The organism is Pandoraea sp. PE-S2R-1 (assembly GCF_002179865.1).
In the GTDB taxonomy this organism is placed as follows: Bacteria; Pseudomonadota; Gammaproteobacteria; order Burkholderiales; family Burkholderiaceae; genus Pandoraea.
Map to the genome: position 1 here is coordinate 592852 of NZ_NGUR01000009.1, position 14767 is coordinate 607618.

12 protein-coding genes are annotated in these 14767 nt (G+C 64.8%); 4 read left to right on the top strand and 8 right to left on the bottom strand.

Features of this window, described 5'->3' with window-relative positions:
• Positions 1-96: 96 nt before the first annotated feature.
• The 3 genes from CDV44_RS09680 to CDV44_RS09690 all read right to left on the bottom strand — a co-directional run bounded on the left by CDV44_RS09680 (position 97) and on the right by CDV44_RS09690 (position 4138).
• A complete protein-coding gene (locus CDV44_RS09680; protein WP_087687823.1) occupies positions 97-2784 on the bottom strand; it encodes a bifunctional acetate--CoA ligase family protein/GNAT family N-acetyltransferase in 2688 nt (895 codons plus the stop codon).
• A gap of 140 nt (positions 2785-2924) precedes the next feature.
• A complete protein-coding gene (gene dps / locus CDV44_RS09685) occupies positions 2925-3410 on the bottom strand; it encodes a DNA starvation/stationary phase protection protein Dps (RefSeq protein ID WP_087687824.1) in 486 nt (161 codons plus the stop codon).
• A gap of 164 nt (positions 3411-3574) precedes the next feature.
• Complete coding sequence (locus tag CDV44_RS09690; RefSeq protein WP_087687825.1) at positions 3575-4138, bottom strand: HdeD family acid-resistance protein; 564 nt, start codon at positions 4136-4138, stop codon at positions 3575-3577.
• A gap of 514 nt (positions 4139-4652) precedes the next feature.
• On the opposite strand from CDV44_RS09690, the gene CDV44_RS09695 reads away from it, so the two are divergent.
• From CDV44_RS09695 to CDV44_RS09710, 4 genes are read left to right on the top strand one after another with little or no spacing between them, the layout of a single operon-like run.
• Positions 4653-5180, top strand: coding sequence for a spore coat U domain-containing protein (locus CDV44_RS09695; RefSeq protein ID WP_087687826.1), 528 nt, complete (start codon positions 4653-4655; stop codon positions 5178-5180).
• Positions 5181-5190: 10 nt separating this feature from the next.
• Positions 5191-5952 (top strand): molecular chaperone, encoded by a 762-nt coding sequence (locus tag CDV44_RS09700; RefSeq protein WP_087687827.1) that lies wholly within the window; start codon positions 5191-5193, stop codon positions 5950-5952.
• The gene (locus tag CDV44_RS09705; RefSeq protein WP_170935924.1) at positions 5942-8536 is read left to right on the top strand and encodes a fimbria/pilus outer membrane usher protein; all 2595 of its coding nucleotides are present in this window, start codon (positions 5942-5944) and stop codon (positions 8534-8536) included. The genes CDV44_RS09700 and CDV44_RS09705 overlap by 11 nt, the downstream gene beginning before the upstream one ends.
• Complete coding sequence (locus tag CDV44_RS09710; protein WP_087687829.1) at positions 8533-9498, top strand: spore coat U domain-containing protein; 966 nt, start codon at positions 8533-8535, stop codon at positions 9496-9498. The genes CDV44_RS09705 and CDV44_RS09710 overlap by 4 nt, the downstream gene beginning before the upstream one ends.
• Positions 9499-9516: 18 nt before the next feature.
• On the opposite strand, the gene astA is transcribed toward CDV44_RS09710, so the two are convergent.
• The 5 genes from astA to CDV44_RS09735 all read right to left on the bottom strand — a co-directional run bounded on the left by astA (position 9517) and on the right by CDV44_RS09735 (position 14717).
• On the bottom strand, positions 9517-10713 hold the full coding sequence (gene astA / locus CDV44_RS09715) for an arginine N-succinyltransferase (RefSeq protein WP_249277477.1): 1197 nt from the start codon (positions 10711-10713) through the stop codon (positions 9517-9519).
• A gap of 162 nt (positions 10714-10875) precedes the next feature.
• Positions 10876-12117 carry an aspartate aminotransferase family protein gene (locus CDV44_RS09720; RefSeq protein WP_087687830.1) on the bottom strand — a complete coding sequence of 414 codons (1242 nt, stop codon included), beginning with the start codon at positions 12115-12117 and terminating at the stop codon, positions 10876-10878.
• A gap of 211 nt (positions 12118-12328) precedes the next feature.
• The gene (locus tag CDV44_RS09725; protein WP_058378385.1) at positions 12329-13051 is read right to left on the bottom strand and encodes an amino acid ABC transporter ATP-binding protein; all 723 of its coding nucleotides are present in this window, start codon (positions 13049-13051) and stop codon (positions 12329-12331) included.
• Positions 13038-13787, bottom strand: coding sequence for an amino acid ABC transporter permease (locus CDV44_RS09730; RefSeq protein ID WP_058378384.1), 750 nt, complete (start codon positions 13785-13787; stop codon positions 13038-13040). Before CDV44_RS09730 ends, CDV44_RS09725 begins: the two co-directional genes overlap by 14 nt.
• A 150-nt stretch (positions 13788-13937) precedes the next feature.
• Complete coding sequence (locus CDV44_RS09735; protein ID WP_212677094.1) at positions 13938-14717, bottom strand: basic amino acid ABC transporter substrate-binding protein; 780 nt, start codon at positions 14715-14717, stop codon at positions 13938-13940.
• Between the last annotated feature and the right edge of the window lie 50 nt (positions 14718-14767).

Consider the following 14767-nt stretch of genomic DNA (forward strand, 5'->3'; position numbering starts at 1 on the left):
GGCGGCTACCCTGCCTCGCGGGCAAGCGACAAGCACAGCGTTCGCGCCACCCTCGACTGACGACGCGAACCGTGTCTCCTGGAGCCCTGACAGGCCCTACGCCTGCGCCGTCTGTTGCAGCGGCAGCCGGATATGAACAATGCCCGCTTCCATCTCCTTGTCTTCGACAAAGCCGAGATGCCGGGCGAGTGTCAGCATACGCGTATTTGCCGTGAGTACATAGCCGATGAGTTCCCCCGTACCGCGCTTGCGGCTGTAGTCGACGATGTGCTCCATCAGCGCCCTTCCCAGCCCCCTGCCCTGTGCGGCAGGACTGACCGTCACGGCAAACTCGGCCACAGTGTTGTCGGGGTCGGCCAACGCCTGCACCACGCCCAGCAGCCGCGTGTTCCCCTCGTCATCCTTTTCCGTCGCGACAAACGTCATCGAGCGGTCGTAGTCGATCTGCGTCACGCGCGCCATCTGCGAGTGCGACAGCTCCTTGATCAGTCCGAAGTAGCGGAACTGCACATCCTGCGGCGTGAGCGTGTGGAAGAACTGGTTGTAAGCAGGTTCGTCTTCCGGGCGGATCGGACGCACGCGCACCGGCTTGCCGCCGGCATCGACCGTGCTTTCGAGCTCTTGCGGATACGGCCGAATGGCCAGACGGGCATGGCCCGGCGCCACCGGTTTGCGCGCCACGATGCGCGCGTCGAGCGCCAGCACGCCGTGCGAATCGGCGAACAGCGGATTGATGTCGAGCTCGGCGATCTCGGGTACATCGCACACCAGTTGCGAGAGCTTCACGAGCGTGAGATAGATCGCCTCATGATCGGCGGCGGGTCGATTGCGATAGCCCGCAATCAGTTTTGACACACGGGCACGCGCCACCATATCGCGCGCCAGATTCAGGTTCAGCGGCGGCAGCCCGATCGTGCGATCGGCGATGACTTCCACCGCCGTGCCGCCCTGCCCGAACAGCAGCACCGGACCGAACACGCTATCGGTGGCCACGCCGACGATCAGCTCGAAGGCTTCGGCTCCATTCGCCATGCGCTGCACCGAGTAGCCGGTCACACGCGCATCGGGCTTGGCGGCCAGTGCCCGTTTGCGAATCTGGCGAGCGGCGTCCAGCGCCTGCTCTGCCGTTTCGATATTGAGCACCACGCCGCCGACGTCCGACTTGTGCGTGATGTCCGGTGAAATCAATTTGACGGCCACGGGGAAGCCGAGGCCCTGCGCCAATTCGGCGGCGTGCTCGGGGGTGTCGGCCACCACGGTCTCGACGACGGGAATGCCATACGCGGCAAGCACTCCCTTCGCCTCCGGCTCGGTGAGTAATTCGCGCCCCTCGCGCATCGCGTCGCCGAGGATGGCACGCACCCGCGCCACATCCGGTGAGAAACCGGGCGGAATCGACGGCGGTGTTTCCATCAGCAACGACTGATTGCGGCGATAGTTCACCGCTTCGAGGAACGCGCGCGCCGCATTCTCGGGTGTGTCGTAGGTCGGCAACCCGGCCTCGCGGCAAATCCGTCGTGCACGCTCGGCGGTCTCGCCGCCCAGCCAGCACGTGAACACGTTCTTCGATGGCCGGGGCAACGCCGCCAGCGCGTTCGCCACGTCCACACTTGGCATGACGGCCGTGGGGGCCTGAATGAACAGCACCGCCGCCGTCTCCGGGTCTTCGCACAACGCGGCGAGCGTCGCCGTATAGCGCGCGAGATCCGCGTCGCCACCGATGTCCACCGGATTCACGCGGCCCACGGTTTTCGGCAGCGCCGCGTCGAGCGCGTCGCGGGTCTTGTCCGACAGGTGGGCGAGCTTGCCGCCGTCGAGCACAAGGGCGTCGGTGGCCATCACCCCGGCGCCGCCGCCGTTGGTCATGATCGACAACTTGTCGCCGTAGAACGGTCGCAAACGCGCCAGCGTCTCTACGGCGGCAAACAGTTCGTCGGTGGTATTCACGCGCAACATGCCCGCGCGGCGAATGGCGGCGTCATAGACGTCATCGGCCCCGGCCAGCGCTCCCGTGTGCGACGCGGCGGCCTGCGCCCCTTCCGGCACCCGGCCCGACTTGATGACGACCACCGGTTTGTTGCGCGAGGCGGCGCGCGCGGCGGACATGAATTTGCGCGCATCGCGAATCGATTCCATGTACATCAGGATGGCGTCGGTGCGCGGATCGCTCGCGAGGTAGTCAAGCATGTCGCCAAAGTCCACGTCGGCGCTGTCGCCCATCGAGACGAAATGCGAGAAGCCGATTTCGCGCGCGTCGGCCCAGTCGAGCACGGCGGTGGTCAGCGCGCCCGATTGCGACACGAAGGCGAGGTTGCCCGCCCGCGCGCCCATGTGGGCAAAGCTGGCATTGAGCCCGATGCCGGGGCTCAGCATCCCGATGCAATTCGGCCCGAGAATACGCAGCACGTGCGGTTTGGCGTTCCTGAGCATGCGATCTTGCAGCGTCACGCCATCGCGATCGCGCTCCCGCGCAAGCCCCGAGGTGAGCACCACCACGGCACGCGTGCCGCGCTCGCCGAGGTCGCGAATCAGGTCGGGCACCGTCGCGGGCGGCGTGCAGATCACCGCAAGATCAGGGGCCTGCGGCAGGTCGGCCACGTCGCGATAGCACTTGCGTCCCGCGAGCGTCGAGTACTTCGGATTGACCGGGTAGATCGCGCCCTCGAAGCCACCGTCGATCACGTTTTGCAGCACGGTCGTGCCCACACGACGCTCACGGTTGGACGCCCCGATGACGGCGACCGACTTCGGCTGGAACATTTGGCTCAGATTGCGGGTGGTCATAACGGCTCCGAGGGGAGTAGCAGAGAGAGAATCGGGCGGGAGAAGTCAGGCAAAGATGACAAATGCGCGCCCCGGACCAACGCCGGTGCGCGCATTCACGATGGATCGGCCGCCAGCGGGGGCCGGCGGCCGGATGGCGCTTACTCGCCGCGAAGGTGAGCCTCGACCTTCCAGAGGTGATCGTCGACGCCGCGCGAGATTTCAGTAAAAACGTCTGACGTGGTGGCATCGCCGATCTCGGCCGATGCGTCGATCAGACCGCGAATGATTTCGCCATAGCCGGCCAGCGCCTCGGCCAGCGCGGCAGCGTGATCGAGCCCGCGCTTGAACTCGTTCTTGTACTTCGGCAGTTCGGTCTTTTCAGCCACCGTCTGCACGCGGCCGTCGGCCACGCCACCGAGCGCCACGAGACGCTCGGCGCACAGGTCGGCCCATTCGATCGCGGCGTTGTACACGTCGTCAAACAACAGATGCAGCTCGATGAAGCCCGGGCCGTGCACGTTCCAATGCGCCTGCTTGGCCTGACGCTGGACGTCGATGCCGTTGATCAACCCGCGATTAAGCAGATTGACCGACTCGATCCGGATCTTTTCACCGAGGGTGTTACGCGTATGGTTCAGAGCCATTTCACACTCCTGCTGACGTCTGGCAGCACAGCGGCTGCCGGGGGGAGGAATCCGCCGGCATCAGGCAGCCGGGGCCACCTGGGCGGACGAACGGAAACGCTGATCGGGGCATCGTATCGCGCAATGCAACGGCATCAAAGCCGCGCATGCCCCGAATTCGAAGACTATGTCGCGGCGGAAGTGGACGACGCGCCGTGCGCCACGCCACGCAATTTGAAGCCGGCCAACACGAGCAGTACGCCCCACACGATGGCCCATGCACCGATGGCCCAAATGAGCGCCAACGCGCCGGCACCCGGCTGCCACATGATGAACGCGGCAAACAGAATGCTGAACACGCCGGAAAGAATGATCCACAGCTCGCCCTGGATCTCGCGCCGCAACGCGATACCGGCCGCAATTTGCAGCACGCCGGTGACGAAACTCCAGGCAACGATATAGATGAGCAACGCAACGGCGGTCAACGCCGGGTTGAGATAAGTCAGGACACCGATGATGATGCCGACGACGCCTTGCAACAGTGGCAGCCACCATTCGGCGTGCTCCTTGCGGGCGCTCCAGGCACCGGAAAGAGAAAAGACCCCGTCGACAAACGAAAACGCGCCGAAGCACAGCACTAGCACGGCAAGGGTCACACCGGGCAGCGCAAACGCCGCGATCCCGAAGACAACGGCGAGTACGCCGCGCAAAACAAGCAACCACCAGTATTTCGACAGAAGTCTGAGCATGGCATCCCTCTCGTGAAATATCCGCAGGCAGCGAACACAGGCGGCGGGCGGCGTACAGCGCGGGTAGCGCAGACGACGCCCGATACGCGTCAAGAAGTCATTCTAGAGACGGCGACGTAACGAGAGCAAGTGAAATATGCGCGAATGCTTGTGCCGCGTGCGCAGGCTTTGATCGCCGTCATATCGCCCTGCGACACGGTGTCGCAAAGCGTACGCGCCGGTCGGCACGCCTGTTGCGCCACATCCACGCGTGCGCACTGCGTCTCGCCAAAACATGCGCGTTGCGCGTATGCCAGTGACACGGGAAGCGCGGCCTCTCGTCCCATTGTTGGGAACATTCCGAAAGCCTTGAAAGCGCGCCCATTCCGCGCAAATGCCTTAATAAACTACGTAGACAGCGTCGGTAAAACAGGTGTCACGAACGCTGTCCGCGTAGTGCCCTGCCGCGCCTCCTAGTGCCTGAATGCGCTTCGAATGGCCTCACTTTCAAATAGGACTCCGAAGGAGAACGACGATGAAAAAATCGCTGCTGTGCCTGACCCTGTCCGGGGCTGCCGGATTGCTCGCACTGAATGGCCCAGTACAAGGCGCCACTTACTCCAACGGCTCGGCGACGGCAACGATGCTGGTGTCGCTGACCATTTTGCCGGGGTGCACGATTGCGGCAACGCCGATGACGTTCACGCCCGTGCAAGGGTCGGCCACCGGGCCGGTGTCAAGCACCTCGACGCTGACCGTCATCTGCACCTCGTCCACCGGCTACAACATTGGCCTGAACGCCGGCACGACGGCCAGTTCCACCGAGACCAGCCGTCTGCTCGCGGGCACGCTCACTGGCAACACCACGACCATCCCGTTCGGGCTCTATCAAGACTCGGGTCACGCCACACCGTGGGGCAACACCCAAGGCACCAATACGTTGGGCGACTCGGGGAGCGGCGTGCTGAAAACGTACACCGTCTACGGGCAGGCAACGCTCTCGGCCACCATGCCGACACCGGACGTCTACACCTCGACGGTGACGGCGACGGTGTATTTCTGAGGCCATCGCGATGACGACTCCATCGAGACCCGACGCCCGCCGTCATGCCGCCCGCGCGGCCAGCGGTGCCTTTGTCGCCCTGTTGACGCTGGGCGTCACCGACGGCCATGGCGCGAGCCTTCAGGTCTCGCCCGTGATCGTCAGTCTTGCGCCGACGCAGCCCGCGACCACGCTCACACTGGGCAACACCGGCGATTTGCCGATTCACGGGCAACTGCGCCTGTATGCCTGGACGCAGCGAGACGGCGAGAACGTGCTCACGCCGACCGATGCACTGATCGCCAGCCCGCCGATCTTGCGCATCGAACCGGGTGAGCAGCAGATCGTACGGCTCGTGCGACTGACCGCCGAGCCCACGCAGGGTGAGCAAAGTTATCGGCTGCTGGTCGACGAACTGCCGGCTGTCGCGGAGGCACCGGCGGAAGGCGTCACCATCCGGCTGCGCTATTCGTTGCCGGTCTTCGTGCAGGCAAATGACTTGCAGGCACCCTCGCTGCGCTTCGACGTGCACTGGCTGCGGGGCGAGCTGGAAGTGCACAACGACGGGGAGCAGCACGCTCAACTGGGCGCCACGCGGGTGCTCGACGCCACGGGCCGAAGTGTCGAGCTCACCCACGGGTTGCTGGGCTACGTACTGGCCGGCCAGACGCGGCGCTTTGCCGCGCGGTGGCCGTCAGGCGCGCCGCCGATCCCCCCGTTCACCGTGGAGTCGCGCATCGATACGGTGCCGATGCGGTTTGCTGCCAGCCCGGCAACGGACGGTGCCCGGTAACCGTCGCCATGCGCCCCTCGCGCCCGCTCCCCCCCACTGCCGCGCCCTCGGCCGCCCCGAGCGGCGCGGTGTGGTGCGCGTGGTGCGCGTGGTGCATCTGGCATCGGGTGCCATGGCCAGCGTCATGGTGTCGACGATGGCCCTGAGCGGTCCGGCGTCGAGCGCGACGGCATCGGCCACCCCGCCCGCAGCGGTGTCGTCCCCATCGTCCCCATCGTCCAAGTTGTCCATGTCATCGGCTTCCGAAGACGGCGCCGATGTGCCCGCACCGATGGCACTGCCGACCCGATCGCCCCCGGATCTCCCCGACGGGCGCTACGTTCTCGACGTGCTAATCAACGGCCAAGCGACCGGGTTGCTGGCCCCGTTCACACAGCGCAACGGCCACTGGCTCGTCAACGCCGGCGACTTGCGCAGACTCGGCCTCTCTGCCAACGCGCTGCCACGCGACGACGCGCGGGAGGTCGCGCTCGATAAGCTCGACGGCGTGCAGGTCAACTACGATGCCACGCACCAGCGCATCGATCTGCTTCTGGGCGACGCCTGGCTCACGCCCTATCGCGTCGGGGGCATGCTCGCCGAGGCCGTCACCGCCACCGCAGACCCCGGCCTGATCGTGAACTACGACGGCTACGTGCAACGCGACAGTCAAACACAGGCATCGGTGTGGAGCGAAGTCCGGGGCTTCTGGTCCGGCGCCACCCTGTCGCAAACCGGTCTGGTCGAACACTCGCCATGGCGGCGCGGTTACTTGCGCTATGACACCGCGTGGCAGCACAACAATCCGGCCACGCTGACCAGTTGGACAGCGGGCGATCTCATCACGGGCTCGCTGTCCTGGAGCCGCTCCGTGCGGATTGCCGGGCTGCAATGGCGGCGCAACTTCAGCTTGCGCCCCGATCTCGTCACGTTCCCCGTGCCCGCGTTGCGCGGCAGTGCCGTCGTGCCGTCATCCGTCGATCTGTATCTCGATGGCGTGCGGCGCTTCGGCAGTCGCGTACCGCCGGGCCCGTTCGTGATTCAGGAAGCGCCGGGGCTGACGGGCGATTTGCAAGCGAGCGTCGTCACACGCGACGCACTCGGGCGCGAGCAGATCACGAACGTGCCGCTCTACATCGATCCGCGTCTGCTGGCCAAGGGACTGTCGAGCTTTTCGCTCGAAGCCGGTTTGCCGCGCGACGACTACGGCGTGCGGTCGTTCTCGTATCGGCATCATCCCGTCGCCTCGGTGGCGGCGCGTTACGGGGTCACTGACACGCTGACGCTGGAAGCGCAGGTACAAGCGGGGCGACGTCTGGCCATGGGGGGCGTCGGCGCGCTAATGGCGCTGCGCAGGGCCGGGGTGGTCAGTGCCGCCATGGCGGCGTCCGGCGGACGTCGCACCGGTGCGCAATGGAGCGCGGGCTATCAGTACATTTCGCGGCATGTGAGCGTCGATGCGCAGATCATCCGCACGGCGGGCCGATATCGCGACCTCGCGTCGCTCGACGGGTCGCCCGCCGCCAGCGCCAGCGAGCGTGTCAGCGTCTCGGTGCCGTGGGGACGCGGCGGCACGGCGTCGCTCGCCTACTTCGGGCAGCGTGCGCCGCGCCAGCCTGCCACACGCGTGCTGTCGGCCAGCCTCAACGTGCCCGCCAGCTCACGCGGCATGCTCTCGATCGGCGGCTTTCGCGACCTCGCCCGACGCCGCTCGCACGGCGTGTTTGCCATGTTGAGCCTGCTGCTGGGGAACGGCGTGCTGGGCAGCGCCTCCGTCACACAACAGGACGGTCAGACACAAGCGTGGGCCTCAGCGGGCCGCACACCGGACTATGGCGGCGGCTGGGGTTGGCAGGTCCTCGGGGGGCGGGCCTTCTCGCAGCGCACGGCGCAAGGTGAGCTGCGTTATCTCGGACGTCATGGTGAAGTCTCGGCACTCGCGCAGCAAGTGGGCCATCAGCGCGGCGCGGCCCTCGGCATGACCGGTGCACTTGTCGCCATGGATCGCAGCCTGCACGCCACGCGGCGCACTTACGACGCCTTCGCCCTCGTCAGCACCGACGGCCACGCCGACGTGCCCGTGCTGCGCGAATCGGTGCCGATCGGACGGACCGATGCGCGCGGCTACTTCCTCGTGCCGGATCTCAACGGGTTCGAGCCAGCGCGTATCGGCATCGATCCCGTGCACCTGCCCGCCGATCTGGAAGTCGTCGCGACCGAGCGGCGCATTGCGCCGCAAACCGGTGCCGGCGTGCTCGTACGATTTCCCGTGCGGCGATATCAAGCGGCGCTGATCACGCTCGTGAGCGCCGCCGGTGTGCCGCTCAAGCCCGGCGTGTCGGTGCGTCATGTGCAAAGCGGCTTCGTCACCGTGGTGGGCTACGACGGCGAGGCATTCATCGACACGCTCGCCCCGCGCAACACACTTGAATCGCACGACGGTGTGCAACGCTGCCGCGCAACGTTCGACTGGCGAGCCCCGCCCGATGGCGAGATTGCCCGCGTCGGCCCGCTCGTCTGCATTCCCTTTGGCGCGCTGGCACGCGATGCCAAGTCGCGTCGCCCGAGTGCGCAGGCGTCGTCATCCCGGGGGGACGGTTCATGAGGTTCATGACCTTGCCCGTGCCCGTCTGGGTCGCCGCGTGCCTCTGCGCCTTCAGTACGGTTGCTGCGGGGCAAACTTGCTCGATCGGTACGCCCACGCTGGCGTTCTCCGCCTTCAGCCCGATCTCCGGCGCGGCGCTGTCGGCCACCGGCACGATTCCCGTGTCATGCACGTTTCCGCTGCTCGGCGGCAACCCGAATGTCAAACTCTGTCTGGCCCTCAACGCCAGCCAGCCGCTCACGCTCGTGAACTCGGGCAACGCGATCAACTTCGGACTGTTCATCGACCCGGCCTTCTCGACCGCCTGGGGCAACAGCACGGCCAACGTCATCACCGTCACGCTGGCGCGCAACATCCTCGGCGGCACCGTCACGCAGAACGTCAACCTCTATGCGCGCATTACGGCGTCGCAGACCACCGTGCCCACGTCATCGAACGGCAACACGGTGTACACCCACGCGTTCGCCGCCACCGACGCCACCCTGCAATACGCGTCATACGCTGCGCTCTCCCCCGTGCCAGCCTGCGGCAGCGCGATGACAGCCGCCGCCGGCGTGCCCTTCAACGCCAATGTCACGGTCATCAACAACTGCACGATTGCGGCAGCCAACATCACCTTCGCCACGCAATCCACGCTCAGCAAGGCAGTCACGGGCAGCAGCACGCTCACCGTGCAATGCACGAAGAACGACGCTTTTCGCATCAGTCTGTCGGGGGGATTGGCGGGCACCGTGGCGACGCGCTCGATGACGGGGCTCACCGCGTCACGCGTGAGCTATCAGCTCTATCTCGATAGCGGTTACAGCACCATCTGGGGCGATGGCACGTCCGGCACGTCGCAGCTCACCGGCATCGGTACCGGCGTCGTGCAGGCCGTGCCGATCTACGCGCGCGTGCCCGTGCAGACGACACCCGCACCGGGCCTCTATACCGATACGGTCACGGCGACGATTCAGTTCTGACGTCAGAGGACTGAGCGCTCAGATGGCGTCCGCACGTGGCGGCTTGAGCGGCAATACCTGCACACGATCGCCCTGCTTGACGCCGAGTGCCTTCGCCGCGAGCGGGCTGAGCGTGAACGCCCGTCGCTCCGGACGCCCGGTGACGAGCGTGGCGCGAAACCCGGCAAGCCCCAGACACGCCACGAGATAGGGCTCGGCATTGGCCACCGGCGGCACGCTCCCGTCGTCTGCGCCGATGTTCACGCTCAGATACCGGCTGTCGCGTGCAGCACGCAGATCGGCCACGCGGGCTTCGAGCACGGGGCCACTGTCGAAGATGTCCACGTGTGCCCCTGAGCGCAGCCCTTCCTGCTCCAGCAGACGCCGCGCCGGCAAGGTGTCGCGATGCGTCACACCGATGGCGGCCTGCGCCTGCGGCGACAGAAAGTCGACGTAGATCGGGTACTTCGGCATCAATTCGGCCACGAACGACTTTTTGCCGATCGAGGTCAGATAGTCCGCCTGATCGAAATCGATTTTGAAGAAGTGTTGACCGAGCGACTGCCAGAATGGACTCTGGCCGTTGTCGTCGAAGAACCCGCGCAATTCGGCACAAACGTGCGGGCCGAAACGCTCCGGGAACTGCGCCATGAACAGGAATCGTGTCTTCGAGAGCAATGCGCCGTTGCCATGACCGCGCCACGCCGGGTCGAGCAGCAACGAGCACAACTCGCTATAGCCGGTGAGATCGTTCGAGAGCGATAGCGTGAGCATGCGCGACCACACGTTCAGCTCGCGGCTCGCGTGCACGATCGTATCTTTTCGGTACGTGTAGAACGGCTGTTCCAACCCCACGGCCGCTTCAATGCCGCACACACCGGCGATGGTGCCGGTCGCGACGTCTTCCATCACGAACAGATAGCCCTGCTCGGCCGTCGGGGCGCGGTCGTCCAGCGTGGCAGTCACGCGCTCGAGACGCGCTTCGAGCGCTGCCGGATCGGGCTTGAACGACGTCATGCCCGGGCCCGCCAGCGCGGCCAGCTTCAACAATGCAGGCAGGTCTTCCCGCCGCGCCTGACGTACGACCCGAAGCGATGTGGCCTCGGACGTGCTGTCGTTGGCGCTGGTGCTTGCTCCCGCGCCCGTCAGTGCCGCCGCAGCGGTGCCCGGCGCTCCGCGATTCGCCGCTTCGTCGTGCATTGGCGAGACTTTCACCGCTTTCGATTGACGCGTCATGGCATATCCGGTGGACAGACGTTGGGACCGCTAGTTGCTGCTACTTGCCGCTAGTTGCCGCTAGTTGCAATAAGGGCCGGAGCGACGTTCCCGTCGGTCCGGCCCGAAGTCATACAGGCAGACGAATGAACACGCGCGCGTGCTCAGTCAATCGGCGGCCGTTCAGGCAGCCTTTGCCGTGGCTGCCAGTGTCGCAACCGCCTTCTCGAGCGAGGCGAGGCCTGCGTCGATGTCGGCGAACGGAATGTTCAGCGACGGCGCGAAACGCACCACATCGCCACCGGCGATCAGCAGCATCAGACCGTTCTTCTCCGACTCGGACACGATTTCCTTGGCACGGCCCGCGAAGGCCGGCTTGAGTACGGCACCGATCAACAGGCCCATGCCGCGCACGTCGGCAAACACGCCGTGACGCGCGTTGATCGCTTCGATGCCCTTGATGAAATGATCGTGACGCGCTTTCACGCCGTTCAGCGTCTCGGCGTTGTTGATCAGTTCAAGCACACGGCCGGCGATGGCCGTCGCGAGCGGATTACCGCCGTACGTGCAGCCGTGCGTGCCCGGCGAGAAGCTCGCGGCAATCTTGCTGGTGGTGAGAATGCCGCCAATCGGAAAACCATTGCCGAGCGCCTTGGCGGTCGTCAGGATGTCCGGCGTCACGCCATATTGCTCGTAAGCGTAGAGCGTGCCCGTGCGGCCGACGCCGGTCTGCACTTCGTCGAAAATCAGCAGCGCGCCGTGCTTGTCGCACAGCTCGCGCAGGCCCTTGAGGAATGCCGGGTCAGCCGGCAGCACGCCGCCTTCCCCTTGCACCGGCTCGACGATGACGGCAGCCGTCGCGTCCGAGATGGTGGCCTCGAACGTCTTCAGATCGTTGTACGGCAGGTGCATGATGCCGGCCGGCAGCGGACCGAAACCTTCGGTGTACTTGGCCTGACCACCCACGCTCACGGTAAACAGCGAGCGGCCGTGGAACGAGTTGAAGAACGAGATGATTTCGCTCTTATCCTTGCCGCCGCGTTCGGCCGCATGATCGAACGCATAGCGACGGGCCAGCTTGAGTGCGGCCTCGTTGGCTTCGAGCCCCGAGTTGCAGAAGAAGGCCTTGTCGGCGAACGTGGCGTCGGTCAGCGCCTTGGCCAGACGCAGCACCGGCTCGTTGGTGTAGCCGTTGCCGATGTGCCAGACCTTGCGTGCCTGCTCTTCGATGACCTTCACCAGCTCGGGGTTCGCATGACCCAGCGCGTTGACCGCGATACCGCCGGTGAAATCGACATACTCACGACCCTGCTGATCCCACATGCGCGAGCCTTCGCCGCGCACGGGCACCATCTGGGCAGGAGCGTAATTGGGCACCATTACGTCGTCGAACGTCTGGCGGGTCACAGCGATTGGCTGGCTCATGACTACCTCGTGAAATCTGGGTGCAATCGGGGATTGCGGAGCAGGCCCGGACAACGGTCACTGCCCTGTAAAAGAAGACCTGGCTGGGGGCTCAGGGCGCCGGCGGCGCGCGGGTGTCTTATGGCACCTGACGCGCGTACCCTCGCATTGTAATCAGATGCGGCGCGCGGATACACCATCGCGCGCATCGGAATCAAACGAATGACAAGAATTACAAGACTTTGCGCAAGAATTCACGCGTGCGCTCGTGCTTCGGCGCCGAGAAGATCTGCTCCGGATGGCCTTCTTCCATGATCACGCCCTGGTCGATGAAGAGCACGCGATCGGAGACTTCCCGCGCAAACCCCATTTCGTGCGTCACCACCACCATCGTCATGCCTTCTTCGGCGAGCGACTTCATGACTTCCAGCACTTCGCCCACGAGCTCGGGGTCCAGCGCCGAGGTCGGCTCGTCGAACAGCATGACGGTCGGCTGCATGGCCAGCGCGCGGGCAATCGCCACGCGCTGCTGCTGGCCGCCGGAGAGCTGGTTCGGGAACGCGTCGATCTTGTCGATCAACCCGACCTTGCGCAGCAGTTGCTCGGCGACCGTCACGGCCTGATCGCGCTTCAGGCTGTTGACCTGCATGGGCGCGAGAATCAGGTTCTCGAGCACCGACATGTGCGGGAACAGGTTGAAGCGCTGGAACACCATGCCGACGCTTGCGCGCATGGCATTCATGTTCGTCTTCGGGTCTTCGACGTGGAAGCCGTTGACGAGCACTTCGCCGCCGCTGACGTCTTCGAGTCCATTCAGACAGCGCAGGAACGTGCTCTTGCCCGAGCCTGACGGCCCGATCACGCACACGACTTCGCTTTCTTCGATTCGGCAGGTAATGCCGCGCAGCACGTGCGTCTCGCCGTACTGCTTTTGCAGGTTGTTAACGACGATCACCTTGGCCGTACCTCGTTTCCAGATGTTGAACAAATGCCGACAGCACCAGCGTGATCACCCAGTAGATGAGCGAAATCGTCAGGTACGGCTCCCAGTAGCGGGCATAGGCGCCCGATACGGTCCGTGCGGCATACGCCAGTTCCGCCAGCCCGATGGCCGACGCCAGCGACGAGTCCTTCACGATCGCGATGGCGTTGTTGCCCAGCGGGGGCAGCATGCGGCGAAACGCCTGCGGCAGTACCACCTTGCGCAGCGTCTGCATGTAGGTCATGCCGAGCGAGCGGGCCGCTTCGGCCTGACCGCGATCGATCGACTGGATACCGGCGCGGAAGATTTCCGACACGTAGGCACCGGCGTTGAGCGAGATCGCCAGCACCGCCGACATGAACGCACCGTACTGCGAGCGGATTTCACGTGCCAGATCACCGCTGATGAGCAGACCTCCCGACGGGTTGATCAGCATCGGCATCAGCGCGAAGTGGATCAGCAGAATCTGCACGAACAGCGGCGTGCCACGGAAAAAGCTGACGTAGAAGCGCACCGGGAGCTGCACACCGTAGCGCAGAAAATACTTGTAGAAGCCGTGACGCGCTTCGGCCAGACGGCCGACGCCGAGCACAAGCCCGAGTAACGTGCCGGCGATCACACAGATCACCGTGCACTTGAGCGTCATCAGCGTGCCTTCGACAAACAGAGGCATGTACTCGCTGATGATGTTCCACTGGAACCCACCCATGAAGCACCTTTATACAAAATGAAACGAACCGGCTTGCCGGCAGAAAAACGCTCGCGGCCCGGGGGTTGACGTCGATGTCCTGACGATCAGCTCACGGGCCGCGAGAGGCCAGATGACTGGCGCGCGTGGCGCGAATCTTACACGCGTTACTTATTGTTGCGGCAGCGCCGGCACGTCGGCGTCGAACCACTGCTTGTAGATCTTGGCGTAGGTGCCGTCAGCCACGATCTTCTTCAGACCGGTGTTGATCTTGTCGAGCGCAACCTTGTTGCCCTTCTTCACGGCAATACCGAAGTACTGGCGCTTGAACTTGCTGTCGTAGACCAGCTTGAACGGCTTTTCCGGATGGCTCTTGATGTAGAACTTGATCACGCCCACATCGCCCACGGCAGCATCCACACCACCGCGATACAGCTCTTCGAGCATGAGCGGCGTGTTGTCGAAGCGGCGGATCGAGGTGCTGGCACGGCCGAGTTCTTCCGAGACGGCGATGTCGCCGGTGCTCGAATTGACCACACCGACTTGCAGCTTCTTCAGGTCGGCCAGATTGGCGACCTTCGAACCCGGCGACGTGATGATGACCTGATCGGCCGGGAAGTACGGGGCCGAGAAGTCGACCATTTCACGACGCTTGTCGGTGATGGTGATGCCCGAAATGATGATGTCGCGGTCGCCTTGGTCGAGCGTGGCGAAGATGCCTTCCCACGGCGTGCTGACCAGCTTCACGTTGAACCCGCCAGCCTTGCCGATCGCCTTGATGACGTCGATATCGAAGCCGACCAGCTCTTTTTGCGGCGTTTCGAACTCGAACGGACGATAGGTACCGCCTGCGCCCACGGTGTACGTGGGATCGGCAGCTTGCACTGCCGGCACGGCGGCGAAAGTCGTCAGAAAACAGGCGGCGGCCAGCACAAGGCGCTTCGTCAACATGTTGATTTCCTAGGCGAGAATTCGTAAAAGAGCGCAATGATACTCCTCGC